We start from the raw sequence: 16,759 nt of genomic DNA on the forward strand, positions 1-16,759 counted from the left end.
CCCTCACGCCGTGCGCGCGAGCGCGATCACGAGCGCCTCGCCGTCGACGTTGACCTCGCGCCGCTCGGCCTTCCCCCACGCCGCGGGCGCCGCGCCCAGCACGAGCTCAGCGGCGAGCGCCTCCTGCATGAGCATCTCGCGCGCCGCCTCGGCGACCTTGCGGGCCCGCTCGCCGCCGTCGAGCGCGAGCCGGATCCGCTCGGTGAAGCCGAGGTCGAGCTCCTTGCGCAGCCCCTGGACCCGCGAGAGGATCTCCCGGCCGAGCCCCTCGTCGCGGAGCGCGTCCGTGAGCGCCGTGTGCAGCACGACGACCCCCGCGCGGCCGCCGGCCGCCGCGAACCCCTCGCCCGCCTCGACCGCGACGTCGATCTCGTCGGGGCCGAGCTCGACCTGCTCGCCGTCGAGCGCGATCGCGATCTTGCCCTCGGTCGCGAGCGCCGCGCGGAGCGCCGCCGCGTCGGCCTTCGCCAGCACCTGCTTCGCGAGCTGCACCTTCTTGCCGAGCTTCGGCCCGAGCGCGCGGAAGTTCGGCTTGAGCACGTAGCGGACCGCGCTCCCCTCCTCGCCGGGCTTCAGGAAGCGCACCTCGTGGACGTTGAGCTCCTCGGCGATGAGCGGCACGTGCTCGGCGAGCGCCGCCGCGAGCCCCTGCTGCGACAGCACGACGTCGGCCCGCGAGAGCGGCTGCCGCACCTTGAGCTTGTTCGCCGTGCGCACCTGCAGGCCCAGCGAGACGAGCTCGCGCACCGCGCGCATCTCGATCGCGAGCGGCTCGTCGACCGCGGCGGCGTCCGCCTCCGGGAACGCCACGAGGTGGACGCTCTCCGGCTGCGACGCAGGCCACGGTCGCCGCACCAGGTTCTGGTACATGGCCTCGGCGAGGAACGGCGTGAAGGGCGCGCTCAGCTTGGCGAGCGCGACGAGCACCTCGTACAGCGTGAAGTACGCGTCGCGCTTGTCCTGGGCCGCCCGCACGGTCCCCGGCGCAACCTCCAATGTATCGCCGATCGAAGGGGCCCAGAAGCGCGCGCGGCTCCGGCGGACGTACCAGTTCGAGAGCGCGTCCACGAGGTCGACCAGCCGCTGCGCCGCCTCGTACAGCCGGTACTCGTCGAGGTGCGCCGTCACCTCCCGCGTCGAGAGCGCGAGCTCCGACAGGATCCACCGGTCGAGGAGCGACCGCTCCCGCGCCGGCCGGTAACCGGCGCTCGCCGCGAGCGCCGCGGGCGACGTGTCCGTCGCGCCCGGGTTCCCCTCCGCGGGCGAGAAGCCGTCGATGTTCGCGTAGATGGTGAAGAACGAGTAGACGTTCCGGAGCTTGACCGCGAACTCCTTCTGGTACGCGCGCACGTTCGTGAGCGAGTGGCGCGTGTTCGTCCACGGCGGGGAGGACGCGTAGAAGAACCAGCGGAACGCGTCGGCCCCGGGCGCGGGCGTCGCCGGATCCTCGATGAAGACGCGCTGGTCCTGCGGCAGCCTGGGCACGTCGTTGGGCATCACCGAGAGCGCCTTGTCGGCCGGGGAGAGGCCCAGGCGATCGAGGTCTCCGCGCGAGAGCGCGACGATGCGGCGCGGGAGGCGCTTGTTGCCCGTCGCCGGCCTGAGCTCCAGCGTCAGCGCCGCGCCCTCGCGATCGGCGCGGTAGACCCGCACCTTCGCCGAGTCGCCCGTGAGATCGAGCCCCTCGTAGTCCTCGCGCGCGATGATCGCGATGCCGTCCTTCGCCGCGCCGAGCCCGGCGCCTCCGCCGTCAGCCGCCGCGAACTCCATCCGGACGCGCTCGAGGATGACCTCGGGCGGCGTGTAGTTGCCCTTCGACTTGCTCTCCTTCTTGCCCTCGCGGTCGCAGACGTGCCCGAGCACGACGCACGTCTGGTACGGGTGCGGGTAGCTCCGGATGCGCGACAGCCCGAGCTTCTCCTGCGTCGCCTCGTCGAAGACCAGCGTCGAGACCATCAGCAGCGAGTAGAACCAGCCCCGCGTCTGATCGATCGCCTCGCTGATGAAGTCCGCCGGGAACGCGCGATCGAACAGCTCCTTCGAGCCCTCCGCGTGCGGGTAGCCCCACTGCGCGAACGGCATGCTCCCGCTGTCGAACCAGGCGTCGATGACCTCGGTCACGCGGCGCATCTCGCCGCCGCACGTCGGACAGGGGAACGTCACCTTGTCGATCCACGGCTTGTGGACGATGAGGTGATCGTTCAGGCCGGGGTCGGCCTTCTTGGCGTCGCGGAAGTGGTCGAAGGCGCGCGGGTTCAGCGCCTCGATCTCGGCGACCGAGGCCGGGGCGAGCTGGTGCTCCTCGTCGTTCGCGCAGACCCAGACGTTGAGCGGCGTCCCCCAGTACCGCTCGCGCGAGAGCGCCCAGTCCACGTTGTTGGCGAGGAAGTCGCCGAAGCGGCCCTCCTGGATGTGCGACGGGTGCCAGTGGACCGCGCGGTTGTTGGCGATCGCCTTGTCGATGTTGTCCCGGGTCCTGATGTACCAGGCCGGCCGCGCGAGCTGGATCAGCGGGTCGTCGTCCGCGCGCCAGCAGAACGGGTAGTCGTGGCGGTACTTCTCCTCGTGGACGAGCAGCCCGCGGGCCGCGAGATCCTTGATGATCAGCGGATCGGCGTCCTTCACCCAGAGGCCCGAGAACGCCGTGAGCCCCGGCTCGAACGTGCCGTCCGGCCGCACCGCGCAGAGCATCGGGACGTCGGCGCCCGGCTCGGCGAGCTCCGCGATCCGCCGCCGGTGCGCGTTGAAGTCGTCCTCGCCGAACGCGGGCGCGACGTGGACGATGCCGGTGCCGGAGTCGAGCGTGACGAAATCCGCGCCGAGGACGACCCAGTAGAGCGGCTCTGCCTTGCCGTCCTTCCTGCGCAGGGAGGCGCCCTCGAGCGACCTCGCGAAGGCGTCGAACGGCGGGCGGTAGCGCTTGCCGACGAGCTCGCTCCCCTTGAGCTCGCGGAGGACGGGCAGGTCCCGCTTGAACTTCTTGGCGAGCTCCTCGCGCAGCGCCGCGGCCACGATGAGCTTGCCGGCCACGGGCGCCGCGCCCCCCGCGGGCGCGCCCGCGTCCACGACGACGTAATCGAACTCGGGCCGGACCGCGGCGTAGCCGTTCGAGGGCAACGTCCACGGGGTCGTCGTCCAGGCGCAGAGCGCGGTGTCCGGCTCGTCGACGAGCGGGAACGCGACGAACACGCTGGGGTCGTCGACCGTCTTGTAGTTCGAGCCGACCTCGGCCGCGCTGAGGGCCGTCCCGCCCTGGGGCCACCACCAGCAGACGCGGTGGCCGCGGTAGAGCAGCCCCTTCCTGTGCAGCTGGGAGAGCGCCCACCAGACGCTCTCGACGTAGCTCCGGTGGTAGGTGACGTAGGCGCTGTCGAGGTCGACCCAGAAGCCGATCTTGTCGGTCAGGTTCTCCCACGCCTCGGTGTACCGGAAGACGGAGTCGACGCAGCGCGAGATGAACGGCTCGACGCCGTACCGCTCGATGTCGGCCTTTCCGTGGATGCGCAGCTCCTTCTCGACCTCGACCTCGACCGGCAGCCCGTGCGTGTCCCAGCCGGCCTTCCGCGGCACGTCGTAGCCGCGCATGGTCTTGTACCGGGGGAAGACGTCCTTCACGGCGCGCGTGAGCACGTGGCCGTTGTGCGGCATGCCGTTGGCGGTCGGCGGGCCCTCGTAGAAGACGAACGTGCCCCGCGAGGGGCCGGTGGCGCGGGTCTCGGCGCGGAGCGTCTTCTCGAAGATGCGGCGCTGCTTCCAGAAGGCGAGGATCTTCGCCTCGTCGGCGGGGAAGTTCAGCTCGGTCGCCACCCTGTCGAACAGGGGCTCGTGCGGGCCGTCGGTCGGTTTCTTCGAGGACGCTTCGGACATGGCCGGGCCTAGTAGCAAGGCCCATTGCCAGCGTCGAGGGAAGCGCTGGCCGGCGCGGAGCGCGCGCGATGAACGGCAGGGGTGCTAGGATCTGCCGATGAGCGCGCAGCACCCGCTATTTCCAGGCAATGCGCCCGAGGTCGAGGCCGCGTTCCAGGCCGTGCCGGACGAGATGGTCGCCGAGATCCTCGACGGGGAGCTGTACACGTTCCCGCGGCCGGCGCGGCCGCACACGCGGACGGCGTCACGGCTGGGCGTGAGTCTCGGGGGACCATTCGATCTGGGCACCGGGGGACCTGGCGGATGGGTCATCCTCGACGAACCCGAGCTCCACCTGGGACCGCGGCCCGACAAGGTCGTCCCCGATCTCGCCGGCTGGCGCCGCGAGCGCATGCCCGATGCGCTCGGGCCCGAGGACGCGCCCGCGCACTACGACGTCGCGCCCGATTGGGTCTGCGAGGTGATCTCCCCGCGCACAGAGCGCGTCGACCGGGGCAAGAAGATGCGGATCTACCGGCGCGAAGGGGTCCGCCACGCCTGGCTGCTCAACCCGGTCGCGCAGACGCTCGAGGTCTACCGGCTCGACGACGGGCGGTGGTCCTTGCTCGACACCTACGAAGGCGAGGAGGTCGTGCGGCCTGAGCCGTTCGAGGTGGTCGAGCTGCCGCTCGCCGCGCTCTGGGCGCGGTAGCCCGCCGCGCGGCGCCGGCAGCGCGCAGCTCACCCCGCGCGCGGCGCCGGCAGCGCGCCGCCGAAATCGGCGCGGATGGCGGCCACCCCGTCCGCGCCCGCCTCGAGGCAGGCCGGCGCCGAGGCCGCGTCGATGCCGCCGAGGGCGAGGAGCGCGACGTTGCGCGAGGCCGCGGCCAGGCGAGCCCGCGCCTCGCGCAGGGCCGCGAGGCCGAGCGGCGGACCCTTGCCGGGCGTCGCGAAGATCGGCGAGAGCACGGCGGCGTCCGCGCCGGCCTCGGCCGCCCGGAGAACGTCGTCGACGCCGTGGCACGCGACGGAGACGAAGGCGCCCGCCCCGAGCAGGGCGCGCGCGTCGGCCACCGCGACCGAGCGGCGGCCGAGGTGGACGCCGTCCGCGCCGAGGAGGAGCGCCAGATCCAGGCGATCGTTGACGAGGAACGAGGCGCCGAGCGCGGCGGTGGCGTCGCGCAGGCGCCTGCCGAGCGCGTGGAGCGCCGCGCCGGAGAGCTCGGGATCGCGGAGCTGCACCGCCACGCGGGCGCGGGCCTCGGGGGGCAGGGCGCCGAACGCCGAGAGCCGCGCGAGCAAGACCGGCTCCGGGACGTCCGCCGCCTGGGTGATGAGGGTCAACCTCGGGGTGAACATGGCCGTCCTCCAGCGCGCCGGCGGCGGCGCGTCATCGCGCTCCGTCGCCCGGGGGGCGCTCCGTCGGGGCGCCCGCCTCGCCGAGCGCCTCGAGATCCTGCCGGGCCATCCGGGCGAACCGGCTGGCAGGATACCGCTCGACAAGGAAACGCAAGGTGTCGACCTGGGCGCGGCGATCGCCGCTCGCCTTGAAGCGCTCGGCCAGCGCGTACAGGGCCTCGCTCGGGTCCTCGTACACGCGGCGATCCGGGTCGACCTCGCTCGCGCACTGGTAAGGCGCCTGCGCGACGGCGGCGAGGATCGCGATGGAGCCGAAGGCCGCGCGGAAGCCGGTGAACACGAGCGGCATTCGCCGATGAACGAGCGCGAGCGTCAAGAGGACGCCGCGGCCCCGGCGACGCCGCTCCTCCGGCCGAGCCGCGCGGGCCCGCTCGGCCGGGCCGGCCGGAAACGGGGCTAGTTGAGGGGCGCGCCCGTCCGGGCGGCGCCGTTCTCGAGCCCGCCCTTCGAGGCCGGGGCGCCGAAGGGCGCGTCGCCCGTGTCCTGACCGCCGGTGCTCGACAGGGGCTCGCCGCAGGCGCGCAGGAGCGACTCGTGGAGGGCGCGCGCGCTGTCATCCCAGTCGCGCCGGCCGGCGAGCTCCGCGACCCGCGCCGGGTCGTAGTCGGCCCGGGCGGCACGGAGCAGCGCATCCATCAGCACGCCCCGGTTCCCCGGCGGGATGAGCTCGCCGAGCTCGGCGCTGCGCAGGACGTCGGGGATGCCCCCCACGCTCGTCGCGACCACGCGGCGCCCCGAGGCGAGCGCCTCGAGCAGGACGTTGGGCGTCCCCTCGTGCTTGCTCGGGAGCGCGAGGGCGTCGCACGCGCCGAGCCACAGCGACACCTGATCGTGCGGCAAGTAGCCGGTCACCGTCAGCCGGCCGCCCAGGCGGGCGGCGGCGGCCCTGCACGCCTGCTCCTCGGCGCCGCTGCCGACGAGCGCCAGCTCGATGTCCGGGTGGACCGGCGCGAGCCGCTCGAACGCCTCGATCAGATCGAGCACGCCCTTGTCGCGGCTCAGGTGGCCGACGAAGACGATCAGCCGCGAGCTCGGCGACTTGCCGAGCGCGGCGCGCGCCTCGGCGCGGTTGCGAGGCTGGAACGTCTTCACGTCGACGCCGTTCATCACGATGTCGATGCGATCGCGCGGCACGCCGAGCGCCTCGACCCCGTCCGCGAGCTTGCGGCTGACGGTGACCACCCGGGCGGCGCGCGTGAGCCCCCAGCCGAGCGGCCGTCGCAGCCGCCGGTCGCGCGGGATCACGTCGATATCCGAGCCGTGTGTCTTGATCACGGCCGGCACCCCGAGCAGTCGCCCCAGACAGACCGCGGCAAAGCCGTCCGGGTAGGCGAAAGCCCCGACGATCACGTCGGGCAACGGGCCGCGCCCGATGAGCTCCGGGAGCATCGACGCCGCATACAGCGGGCCGTTCAGCGCGGGCGCGATCCTCGGCACATAGAGGTACCGCGGGTGCCGGACCGCCAGCCCGTCGATGACCTCCTCGCGCGGCGCGCTGGCGCCGATAGGCCACTTCGAGAGGCGCGCCATGCCGGGGAACCACGGAATCGTCGCGAGCACCCGGACGTCGCAGTAGCGCGACAGCGCGGCGAACTGCCGCCGATTGTACGGCGCCTCGTCCGGGTGAACCGCGTTCGGAAAGATCTTCGTGATCAGCAAAACGCGCATCCGCCGCAAGAGCTCCTCCTCTCCGAGCGGGCGAGCGCCTCGAAAGAGGACGTCGTTCACGCTCGGTCTCGTATTCGGTCTAGCCAGTCTCGCTCAGTCTCGTCAATCCCGCCAATCTCACTCGGTCTCGCCAACCTCGGTCAGCCCCGTTCAGCGCCCCATTTTGCCTCGCTCAGCATCGTTCGGTGTCCCATTTTGCCTCGCTCAGCATCGTATTCGCCCTGGTCAGGTTCGATTCAGTCTCACCTGATGTCGTATGTCGTTACACGTCCAGACCGACCCGATGACCAACCCGTCCGTTGCCGTCGTCCCGTCCAGCGGCCGGCCCGGAGGCCCCCGCGGGGGTCGACCACGCGCGCGCCCGGGACGGGGCGTCGCCCCCGCGCCGCCTGGCGATGAGCTCGTCGAACAGGCGCACATGCCCGTCGACCATCGCTTCCAGGCTGAACTGCTCGGTGAACTTCGCTGGGCCGCGCGCGCGCGCTCGCTCGCGGAGCTCCCCGTCACGGGCGACCCGCGAGAGGTGCTCGACCAGCGCGCCAGGGTCCTTCGACGGGACGAGGAACCCGTCGACGCCGTGCTCGACGATCTCGGGGACGCCGCCGACGCGGCTCGCCACGATCGGCTTGCCGAGCGCGAGCGCCTCGAGCAGCGCGAGCGGCAGCCCCTCCCAGAGCGACGGGAGCACGTAGGCGTCGAACGCGGAGACGAGCTCCGGCACGTCCGAGCGATACCCGGGGAAGATCACCCGGTCGCCGAGCCCCGCGTCCCTGGCTTGCTGCTCCAGCTCCGGCCGGAGCGGGCCGTCGCCGGCGATGATGAAGCGCGCCTCCGGCGCGCGCCGCAGCACCTCGGGCGCCGCCTCGAGGAGGTAACGGAGCCCCTTCTGCTCGATGTGCACAACGGCGCACCCGAACACGAACTCCCGCTCGCCGATGCCGAGCTCCGCGCGGATGCGCGCGCCCGCGCCGCTCTCGCGGGCGCGGCCGAAGCGCGTCCCGTCGATGCCGTTGTGGATGACGCGGACCGGCGCGCGGACCTTCACGTCGTCGACAAGGATGCGCCTGAGGTCGTGCGACACCGCGACCATCTCGTCGGCGAGGTAGGCGTAGTAGCCGAACTTGCGCCGATCGAAGCCCTTCGCCCGGTTGATCTGGTTGTGCTCCGAGTAGACGACCAGCGGCCGATTCCGGAGCAGGCGCGCCGCGAAGCCAGCGAAGATGAGCGGAGCACGGTTGTGAACGTGGACGATATCGACCGAGCGCTGGTGAAAGAAGCGCCGGATCCACAGCAGCGCCTCTGGGTCGCTCTTGAGGCCCGGCAGCACCGGCCGGAGATCCTTCGTGATCACGAGGCACTTCGAGCGGGGGAGCTTGACCTCCGAGAACAGCCGTCCCTCGCCGTCTAGGCAGATCAGCGAGAGGTCGAAGCCGTGATCGCCGAGGCGATCGAGGAGGCTCAGGACCACCTTCTCGAGCCCGCCGACCTCGAGGTTGTTCACGACCATGCAGACGTTGGGCTTGCTCATATTCTCCTGAGCGGACCGTCAGGTCGCCGCGGTCGTCGTCAGAGCGTCGTGACGCGCCACGACAGCGTGTCGACCGTGCGATGAGCGTTCCGTGTCATTTTGGCTCAGGTAAGTGAGCGTATCATGACATGCGGATGCTGTTCGCTTGACTTGGCGGCGCCGCAGCAGCGCCGTGCTGGACGTCGGACTTGCTCGTTCATCATCCCTCATCGCGCCCGCGAGCGCCTCCCGCATCGGTGGAATATGCCGGGAACGCGAGCGCGCGGAGATCGAGGTGCGGGGCCACACCCGCAGCGCCGCGCTACAGCGCGGCGATCTTGCCCTGCTCCGGCGATGACGCCGTCGCATAGAGCTTCTTCGGCATCCGCCCCGCGAGATACGCCATCCGACCGGCCCTCACCGCGTCCTTCATCGCCTGCGCCATCAAGATCGGGTCCCGCGCGCCCGCGATGGCCGTGTTCATCAATACCCCATCACACCCGAGCTCCATCGCCACCGCGGCGTCGCTCGCTGTCCCGACTCCCGCGTCCACGATCACCGGCACCTTCGCCGTCTCTCGGATGATCATCAGGTTGTACGGGTTGCGGATGCCGAGCCCGCTGCCGATCGGCGCCGCCAGGGGCATCACGGCCGCGCACCCGATGTCTTCCAGCTTACGACAGACGATCGGGTCATCCATGCAGTAGGGCAGCACCGTGAAGCCCTCCTTCACCAGGATCCGCGCCGCCTCGAGCGTCGCCTCGTTGTCCGGGAACAGCGTCCGTTCGTCGCCGATGACTTCGAGCTTCACGAGCTCGGACAGGCCGAGCTCGCGCGCGAGCCGGCAGGTGCGGACCGCGTCCTCGACGGTATAGCAACCGGCCGTGTTCGGCAGGATCGTGACGCGTCCCTGCTGGAGCAGCGACATCATCGACCCCTCGCCCCGTTCCTTCAAATTGACGCGGCGGAGGGCCACCGTGACGACCTCCGCGCCGGACGCTTCGAGCGCGCGACGGGTCTCATCCAGGTCCTTGTACTTGCCCGTCCCCACGAAGAGGCGGGAAGTAAACGTGTATTTGCCGATCGTCAACGCGTCGCTCGTCATCGCAGGCTCCTCGGGTCTCGACCCAGACGATCTGCTAGTCGGACCGGGACACAGGGTCCAGCGCGTCGACGAAAACCGGCGCTTCCGGCGCGCCTCGCTCGCCAGCATGGTATCTTTGCGCCCATGTCTCCCAGAGCTTTTGGCATAGCCCTCCTCGTCGCGTTGCCTCCAGCGCTCACGCTCACGCCCCTCCCGACAGCGGACAGCCATGCGCAGGCCGGCCAGGAACGCGCCGGGGTGAGCCGCGGCGCGCTCCTGTCCGGTCCGCGCGCGGCGCAGGCGGCCGTGGCCATTCAGCTCTCGCTGGACGAGCTCGTCGCCGCGGCCTCGTACGTCGTGGTCGCGACGGCGATCGAGCAGCGCAGCCAGTGGGAAGAGCTCGGCGGGGCCCGGAGGATCGTCACCTACACCCGCCTGTCGATCGACCGGACCGTGGCCGGACAGCCCGACGGCGAGGTCTGGGTCAGGACGCTCGGGGGCGTGGTCGGGGACGTCGGACAGCACGTGTCGGGCGACGCGCAGCTCGCGATCGGCGCGCAGGCGATGGTCTTCGTCTCCAAGGTGGGCTCGGCCCTGGTCGTCTCCGGGATGGCCCAGGGCCACTACCCCGTCGTCGACGGCGAGGACAAGCCGAGGGTCGCCGGCGGGGCCGGCGCGCGGCGCATCGCCGTGCGGCGGCTGGCCGCGAGCCCCGACAGCGGGACCGTCCTGCCGCGGCCGGGCCCCGCGATCTCGGCCCGCGAGCAGCTCGTCGGCGCGGCGATCGACGCGGCGATCGACACGGTGAACCAGGCATGGAAGGCGAAGCATGCGCAGAAGTGACCTCGCGCCGCGCCCCGCTGGCGCGCGCCGCCCCGCGCGCGCCCACGCCATCGCCGCAGCCTGCAGCGCGCTCGTCGCCGCGGCGCTCGCCTACCCCGGGGACGCCCTGGCCTTCTGCCGCACGAGCGTCTGTCCGCCGGAGGAGACAGCGTCGGGGAAGGCGGAGACCGCGGCGGTCTGCACGCCGCCCCAGGGCAACGACTGCGGCACCCCGCTCGCCTGGCCTTCGCCGTGCGTGAGCTACGCCCTCCAGGAGGACGCCTCGGTCCAGGTGTCGCTCCAGGAGGCGGAGGCGATCTTCGAGCAGGCGTTCGCCGCGTGGACGGAGGCCGACTGCGGCGACGGGCAGACCCCGCGCATGGAGGTCACCTACCTGGGCCCGGTCGCGTGCGACGCGCACGAGTACAACAAGCGCAAGGCGAACGCGAACATCGTCATGTTCCGGGACGACGGGTGGCCGTACGTCGACAGCGGGAACACCCTCGCGCTCACGACCGTCACCTACCACCTCAAGACCGGCGAGATCTACGACGCGGACATGGAGATCAACTCGTTGTCGCTCTCCCAGGGAGCCGACGGCGTCTCGTTCGACCTCCTGAGCATCGCCACCCACGAGGCCGGCCATTTCCTCGGGCTCTCGCACTCGATCGAGCACGACGCGACCATGTTCGCCAACTACCGCTCTTCGCTCCGCGACCTCTCCCAGGACGACCGCGACGGGATCTGCGCGGTGTACCCGCCCGGGGAGCCGATCAAGGGCTGCGACCCCACGCCGCGCCACGGCTTCTCTGCCCTGTGCGCCGCGGATCAGCCCGAGGTGAAGGAGTCGGACGGCTGCGCCGCGGCCCCGCGCGGCAACGCTGGCCAGCGCGGGCGTGGCGGCGGGCTCGTCCTCGCCGCGCTCGCGCTGGTCGGCGTGGCCGCGCGAGCGCGGCGCGGCGCGGCAGCGCGGGCGGGCCGGGAGGAGGCCTGCTGAGCCAGAGCCCTCCCGTCCTGGTCGAGCGCGAAGGCGAGCTCGCCCGGCTGGTCGAGCGCGCCGGCCGCGCCGACGCGCTCGCGGTCGACGTGGAGGCCAACGGGCTGTTCGCGTACCGGCCGCGGCTCTGCACCGTCCAGCTCGCCTTTCGCGAGGGGGACGACATCGCGGTCGGGGTCGTCGACGCGCTCCGCGTGCCTGTCGCGCCGCTCGCGCGGCTCCTCGGGGCCGCGGGCCCGCCCAAGGTGCTGCACGACCTCACCTTCGACGCGCGCATGCTCGCCGAGGCGGGCGCGCCGCTCGCTGGCGCGCACGACACCTCGGTCGCCGCGCGCATGCTGGGGTGCGCGGCGACGGGGCTCGCCGCGCTGCTCCTGTCGGAGCTCGACGTGAAGGTCGACAAGCAGCTCCAGCAGCACGACTGGGGGCGCAGGCCGATCGAGGACGCCGAGCTGCGCTACCTGGCCGACGACGTGCGCCACCTGCTCTCGCTCCGCGCGCGGCTCGCGGAGCGCAGCCGCGCCCTCGGGATCGACGAGGAGATCGAGGAGGAGTGCGCCTACAAGCTCGCGACCGCCCTCGGGCCGCCGCGCGATCCGCGGCCCGCCTACGCGCGCATCAAGGGGGCCCAGGCGCTCGATCCGCAGGGCCGGGCGATCCTGCGGCGGCTCGTGGCGGCGCGCGAGGCCGCCGCCGAGGGGGCCGACGTGCCCTCTTTCAAGATCGTCGCCAGCGAGGTGCTGCTCGAGCTCGCGCAGCGGAGGCCTGCCAGCGCAGACGACGTGCGCGCGATCCGCGGGGCCGCGGCGGGCCGCGCGGCCGGGTGCGTCGCGACGTGGCTCCGCGCGGTCGAGCAGGGGCGCAGCGACGGCGACGTGCCCGAGGACGAGCGCGCCCTCTTCCAGCAAGCCCGCCCGCCCAGGAAGGAGCTCGCCGCGCGGCGCGCGGTGGAGACCCGGATCGTGGCGTGGCGCAGGGCCGAGGCGAAGGCGCGGAAGGTGGACGAGCAGGTCGTGCTGCCCGGTCACTGCGCGCAGGAGCTCGCGGAGATCGCGCTGGCGGAGGGCCACGCCGGGGACGAGGCGATCGCCGCCGCGATCGCGCGCATCCCGGGGCTCGGCGCGGGACGGCTCGCGCGTTACGGCCGCGCGCTCGCGGCGCTCGTGGCCGCGACGCGGCCGGGCGAGCCGCCAGCCGCCGCGAGGTAGCGCCGCGCGTCGGCTCCGCGTGTCGGTTCCGCGAGTCGGCCGCGCGTCGGTTCCGCAGGTCGGTTCCCTCGGTTCCGCAGGTCGTTTCCGCGCGTCCGCGATCCCCTGCGCGATCTCCGACACGTGGAGCCCGCTGCGAGCGAGCGCACGTGGCGCGCGCGCCGCCCGGTCGACAGAGCCGCCGGGCGATGGAATAGCAGGGCCCATGCCCTCGACCGATCACCCCAAGGCGCCGAGGAGGCTCCGCCTCTGGCCGCCGGCGATGTGGCTCCGCGCCGCGTTCGCCTTCGCGCTCGTGTTCGGGTGCGCCCTTCTGGGAGCGAGCGCCGGAGAGCTGTCCCCTCCGCCGCCCCCGCCCTCGTCGCCGCCCGCGGCGAGCGCCGAGGTCGGCCCGGAGCCGGAGGCGACCCCGGTCGCGCCCGACTCGCCTCGAGCCTCCATGCGCAGCTTCGTCGAGCTGTGCCGCGCGGGCGACTACGCCGAGGCCGCGCGCTACCTGGACGTGCCGCCGAGGGCGAACGGCGCGGAGCTCGCGCAGAAGCTCAAGGCGGTGCTCGATCGGCACCTCTGGCTGGACGTGGAGACGCTCTCGCCGCAGCCGCAGGGGGACACGCAGGACAACCTCGGGGCCAGCGTGGAGCAGCTCGGCAAGATCCCGACGCGGACGGGGTCCCAGCCGGTGCGCCTCGTGCGGCGCACGACGCCCGACGGCGTGCGCTGGATCTTCTCGCGCGCCACGGTGGAGCGCGTCGACGAGTGGTACGCGCGGCTCGAAGATCGCTGGCTCCGCGATCACCTGCCGCCGGCGCTCCTGCGCCCCGGCCCGCGCGAGCTGCTCTGGTGGCAGTGGCTCGCGCTGCCGGTCCTCGCGCTGGTCGGCTGGCTCGTCGGCGCGGTGCTGAGCTACCTCCTCCGCGCCCTGCTCCGCCGCGTCATCGCGCGGACGGAGTCCACGCTCAACGCGGTGCTCCTCGCGGCGCGCGGTCCGTTCACGTTCGCGGCGGCGCTCCTCGTGATCACGGCCGCGCTCCCGTGGCTCGGGCTCTACCTGCCGGCCGAGGAGTTCCTCGACAAGGTGCTGCGCGCGGGCGTCTTCGTCGCCGTGTTCTGGTTCGCCCTGCGCACGATCGACGCCGTCGGCGGCCGCCTGCTCGCCGCCCCCGCGACGCGCGACAACCCCGCGGCGCGCTCGCTCGTGCCGCTCATGGGGCGGATCGCGAAGGTCTCGATCGTGATCATCGGCGTGATCGCCGTGCTCTCGGAGCTCGGCTACCCGGTGGCGAGCCTCATCGCCGGCCTCGGCATCGGCGGCGTCGCGCTGGCCCTCGCCGCGCAGAAGACGGTGGAGAACCTCTTCGGCTCGGTCGCGATCGGCATCGACCGGCCGTTCCAGGTCGGCGACTTCGTGAAGGTGGACGCGCTCCTCGGCACGGTCGAGAGCATCGGGCTCCGCTCGACGCGGATCCGCACGCTCGATCGGACCGTCGTCACGATCCCGAACGGCAAGCTGGCCGATCTCCAGATCGAGTCGTTCACGGCGCGCGACAGGATCCGCCTCGCCTGCGTGCTGGGGCTCGATCGCGACACGTCGCCCGAGCAGCTCCGCGCCATCGTGGAAGAGTGCGAGCGCGCGCTGCGGGAGCACCCGAAGATCTGGACCGAGGACGTCGTTGTGCGCTTCATCGGCGTCGGCCCGTCGTCGCTGGACGTCGAGGTGATGGCCTGGTTCCAGACGACCGACTTCGGGGAGTTCCGGGAGTTCCGGCAGGCGATGTTGATCACCTTCCTGCAGATCATCGATATGGCCGGGTCGAGGCTCGCGTACCCGACGCATACGCTGCACGTCGCGCCGCGCGGAGGGGAGCTCCCGCAGCCGGAGGGGGCCGCGGCGGGAGGTCCGGCTAACGGGCAGCGCGCGCCGCGGCGGGCGCCATCGGCTGAAGCCCCGCCTTCTCGATGAGCGCGCGGTCCTCGTCCTGGCCGGGGTTCGGCGTGGTGAGCAGCCTGTCTCCGTAGAAGATCGAGTTCGCCCCCGCGTACATGCAGAGCAGCTGCGTCTCGCGCGAGAGCTCCGTCCGCCCCGCGGACAGGCGCACCATCGCGCGCGGCATCATGACCCGCGCGACCGCGATCATCCGGACGAACTCGATCGGATCGACCGGAGGGAGGCTCTCGAGGGGCGTCCCCGGCGAGCGCACGAGGGCGTTGATCGGCACGCTCTCCGGGTGGGGGTCGAGGCGCGCGAGCTCGACGAGCATCTCGCAGCGGTCGGCGATCGACTCGCCCATGCCGATGATGCCGCCCGAGCAGACGGTGATGCCCGCCCGCCGGACGTTGCGCAGGGTGACGAGCCGCTCGTCGTACGTGCGCGTCGAGATGATGGATTTGTAGGCCTTCCGCGACGTGTCGAGGTTGTGGTTGTAGGCGTCGAGGCCGGCCTCCTTCAGGCGGCGCGCCTGGTCGTCCGTGAGCATGCCGAGCGTGCAGCACGCCTCGAGGCCGAGGGCCTTCACGCCGCGCACCATGTCGAGGACGCGCTCGAAGGCGGGGCCGTCCTTCACCTCGCGCCACGCGGCGCCCATGCAGAACCGCGTCGAGCCGCCGTCGCGGGCGCGCTCCGCGGCGGCGAGGACCGCGCCGACGTCGAGCATGCGCTCCGGCCCGACCTCGGTCTCGTAGTGGCTCGACTGCGGGCAGTAGGCGCAGTCCTCGGGGCAGCCGCCCGTCTTGACGCTGAGCAGGGTGCAGAGCTGGACCTCGTGCTCGCCGTGGAACGCGCGGTGGACCGCGCGGGCGCGGTCGATCAGCTCGAAGAGCGGGAGGTCGTGCAGGGCGACCGCCTGCTGGACGGTCCAGTCGTGGCGGGGCGCGCCCGCCGGCGGGGCGTGCCCGGCCGGGCTGCTGCATCCATTCCTGTGCTCCGCCGCCTCTCGTTCGATCCCTTCGAGCATGGGCTCGCTCATAGCCGGGCTTGAGGCGCCGCCGCAAGCAAGGCGCGACAGGGAGGGATTTCCTGGCTGCCTGGCGGGTTCGCGGTCCGAGATTCTGCTCTGTTCTGGCGGTCTTGACCCGATTGACGCCTCTAGAGCGTCGTCACCGCCTTCGCCGTCTCCTTGGCGATGGTCCCCTGCGCGACGAGCTGCCTGAGGTGCGCGTCGAACGTCTGCATACCGTACGGCGTGACCCCCTTCTCCATCAGCTCGCGCAGCGACGGGCTCCCCTCCGGCCGGCGGATCGCCTCGCGCACCGCGGCCGTCCCGACGAGCACCTCGGCGGCGAGGACCTCCCCCGCGCCGTCGCGGCGAGGGAGCAGGCGCTGCGCGACGATGCCATGGAGACAGTCGGCCAGCCGGTCGCGCACCTCGCTCGGGCTCTTGCCGAGCGCGATCAGCCGCCCGAGCGCGCGCGTGACGTCCGCCGAACTGACCGCCGCGAGCACGAGGTGCCCGGTCTCCGCGGCGTGAAGCGCGAGATCGAGCGACTCGCCGTCGCGGAGCGCGCTGATGAGCACGACGTCCGGGTCCTGCCGCAGCGCGGAGCGCAGCGCGGTCGGGAAATCCGCGGTGTCGACGCCGATCTCGCGCTGGCTCACGCTGGAGCGGTTGTCCTCGTGCACGTGCTCGATCGGATCCTCCAGGGTGACGATGTGGCGCGGCACGGTCGCGTTGATGTGCCCGACGAACGCGGCGAGGGTCGTGCTCTTGCCGCTGCCGGCCGTGCCCGCGACGAGGACGAGGCCGTGATCGTGCTCCACCATCGCCCGGACCGCCGAGGGCACGCCCAGCTCCTCGAACGTCGGGATCTTGAGCGGGATGCTCCGCAGGATGATCGCGAGCGAGCCGCGCTGGCGATAGATGTTCACGCGAAACCGGCCGAGGCCCGGGACGACGTACGCGGCGTCGAGCTCCTGGAGCGTGGCGAGCAGCTCGCGCGAAGGGCGCCCGGCGAGCAGCACCCGCGCGGCGGCCTCGCTGTCCTCGGGCCGGATCCTGTCGACGCGGAAGTAGACCATGTCGCCGCGCACCCGCGCGCCCGGCGGCTGACCGACCTTGAGGTGGATGTCGCTGGCGTGGGCGGCAAGCGCCTTGCCGAGGAGCTGATGGAGGAAGGCCTCGGAGGTGTACGGCGTCGTCACGGGGGGCAAGGTACCAAATTGGAACCCGACCGGCCCAAAGCGCGGCTGCACGAACCGAAAGCCGACAGGGCGC

At 72.5% G+C, this 16,759-nt stretch carries 13 protein-coding genes; 5 read left to right on the plus strand and 8 right to left on the minus strand.

Annotation, left to right across the window (positions count from 1 at the left end; all coding sequences use genetic code 11):
• Window positions 1–3 precede the first annotated feature (3 nt).
• Entirely contained in the window at window positions 4–3,867 is a 3,864-nt protein-coding gene (gene ileS / locus WME97_RS23320) for an isoleucine--tRNA ligase (protein ID WP_437554948.1), read from the minus strand.
• A gap of 97 nt (window positions 3,868–3,964) precedes the next feature.
• Here ileS and WME97_RS23325 point away from each other — a divergent pair, with 97 nt between their 5' ends.
• Entirely contained in the window at window positions 3,965–4,558 is a 594-nt protein-coding gene (locus WME97_RS23325; protein ID WP_437554949.1) for a Uma2 family endonuclease, read from the plus strand.
• A 29-nt stretch (window positions 4,559–4,587) separates the two neighbouring features.
• Here WME97_RS23325 and WME97_RS23330 read toward each other — a convergent pair whose 3' ends face one another.
• The 5 genes from WME97_RS23330 to WME97_RS23350 all read right to left on the minus strand — a co-directional run bounded on the left by WME97_RS23330 (window position 4,588) and on the right by WME97_RS23350 (window position 9,545).
• Entirely contained in the window at window positions 4,588–5,205 is a 618-nt protein-coding gene (locus tag WME97_RS23330) for a thiamine phosphate synthase (RefSeq protein ID WP_437554950.1), read from the minus strand.
• 31 nt (window positions 5,206–5,236) lie between these two features.
• Window positions 5,237–5,554: a tetratricopeptide repeat protein gene (locus WME97_RS23335; RefSeq protein WP_437554951.1), complete on the minus strand. Its 318-nt coding sequence runs from the start codon at window positions 5,552–5,554 to the stop codon at window positions 5,237–5,239.
• A 107-nt stretch (window positions 5,555–5,661) separates the two neighbouring features.
• Window positions 5,662–6,993 (minus strand): glycosyltransferase family 4 protein, encoded by a 1,332-nt coding sequence (locus tag WME97_RS23340; RefSeq protein WP_437554952.1) that lies wholly within the window; start codon window positions 6,991–6,993, stop codon window positions 5,662–5,664.
• Window positions 6,994–7,195: 202 nt separating this feature from the next.
• The gene (locus tag WME97_RS23345; protein ID WP_437554953.1) at window positions 7,196–8,461 is read right to left on the minus strand and encodes a glycosyltransferase; all 1,266 of its coding nucleotides are present in this window, start codon (window positions 8,459–8,461) and stop codon (window positions 7,196–7,198) included.
• 301 nt (window positions 8,462–8,762) lie between these two features.
• Complete coding sequence (locus WME97_RS23350; RefSeq protein WP_437554954.1) at window positions 8,763–9,545, minus strand: thiazole synthase; 783 nt, start codon at window positions 9,543–9,545, stop codon at window positions 8,763–8,765.
• A gap of 123 nt (window positions 9,546–9,668) precedes the next feature.
• On the opposite strand from WME97_RS23350, the gene WME97_RS23355 reads away from it, so the two are divergent.
• The 4 genes from WME97_RS23355 (at window position 9,669) to WME97_RS23370 (ending at window position 14,511) form a co-directional block, all read left to right on the plus strand.
• Entirely contained in the window at window positions 9,669–10,367 is a 699-nt protein-coding gene (locus tag WME97_RS23355) for a hypothetical protein (protein ID WP_437554955.1), read from the plus strand.
• A complete protein-coding gene (locus WME97_RS23360; protein ID WP_437554956.1) occupies window positions 10,354–11,343 on the plus strand; it encodes a matrixin family metalloprotease in 990 nt (329 codons plus the stop codon). The genes WME97_RS23355 and WME97_RS23360 overlap by 14 nt, the downstream gene beginning before the upstream one ends.
• A gap of 17 nt (window positions 11,344–11,360) precedes the next feature.
• Window positions 11,361–12,551, plus strand: a complete 1,191-nt coding sequence (locus WME97_RS23365) for an HRDC domain-containing protein (RefSeq protein WP_437555472.1) — start codon at window positions 11,361–11,363, stop codon at window positions 12,549–12,551.
• A gap of 205 nt (window positions 12,552–12,756) precedes the next feature.
• Window positions 12,757–14,511, plus strand: coding sequence for a mechanosensitive ion channel family protein (locus WME97_RS23370; protein ID WP_437554957.1), 1,755 nt, complete (start codon window positions 12,757–12,759; stop codon window positions 14,509–14,511).
• On the opposite strand, the gene bioB is transcribed toward WME97_RS23370, so the two are convergent.
• On the minus strand, window positions 14,453–15,502 hold the full coding sequence (bioB, locus tag WME97_RS23375; RefSeq protein WP_437554958.1) for a biotin synthase BioB: 1,050 nt from the start codon (window positions 15,500–15,502) through the stop codon (window positions 14,453–14,455). The two genes, WME97_RS23370 and bioB, sit on opposite strands and share 59 nt — an antisense overlap.
• A gap of 131 nt (window positions 15,503–15,633) precedes the next feature.
• Window positions 15,634–16,686 carry a type IV pilus twitching motility protein PilT gene (locus tag WME97_RS23380; RefSeq protein ID WP_437554959.1) on the minus strand — a complete coding sequence of 351 codons (1,053 nt, stop codon included), beginning with the start codon at window positions 16,684–16,686 and terminating at the stop codon, window positions 15,634–15,636.
• Window positions 16,687–16,759: the final 73 nt, after the last annotated feature.

This window comes from Sorangium sp. So ce367 (genome assembly GCF_051520455.1).
In the GTDB taxonomy this organism is placed as follows: domain Bacteria; phylum Myxococcota_A; class Polyangia; order Polyangiales; family Polyangiaceae; genus Sorangium; species Sorangium cellulosum_B.

Bases quoted from the DNA above. Each gene is read 5' to 3' on its own strand.
- ileS (WP_437554948.1), bottom strand. From the start codon at position 3,867: ATGTCCGAAGCGTCCTCGAAGAAACCGACCGACGGCCCGCACGAGCCC.
- WME97_RS23325 (WP_437554949.1), top strand. From the start codon at position 3,965: ATGAGCGCGCAGCACCCGCTATTTCCAGGCAATGCGCCCGAGGTCGAG.
- WME97_RS23330 (WP_437554950.1), bottom strand. From the start codon at position 5,205: ATGTTCACCCCGAGGTTGACCCTCATCACCCAGGCGGCGGACGTCCCG.
- WME97_RS23335 (WP_437554951.1), bottom strand. From the start codon at position 5,554: ATGCCGCTCGTGTTCACCGGCTTCCGCGCGGCCTTCGGCTCCATCGCG.
- WME97_RS23345 (WP_437554953.1), bottom strand. From the start codon at position 8,461: ATGAGCAAGCCCAACGTCTGCATGGTCGTGAACAACCTCGAGGTCGGC.
- WME97_RS23350 (WP_437554954.1), bottom strand. From the start codon at position 9,545: ATGACGAGCGACGCGTTGACGATCGGCAAATACACGTTTACTTCCCGC.
- WME97_RS23355 (WP_437554955.1), top strand. From the start codon at position 9,669: ATGTCTCCCAGAGCTTTTGGCATAGCCCTCCTCGTCGCGTTGCCTCCA.
- WME97_RS23360 (WP_437554956.1), top strand. From the start codon at position 10,354: ATGCGCAGAAGTGACCTCGCGCCGCGCCCCGCTGGCGCGCGCCGCCCC.
- WME97_RS23370 (WP_437554957.1), top strand. From the start codon at position 12,757: ATGCCCTCGACCGATCACCCCAAGGCGCCGAGGAGGCTCCGCCTCTGG.
- bioB (WP_437554958.1), bottom strand. From the start codon at position 15,502: ATGCTCGAAGGGATCGAACGAGAGGCGGCGGAGCACAGGAATGGATGC.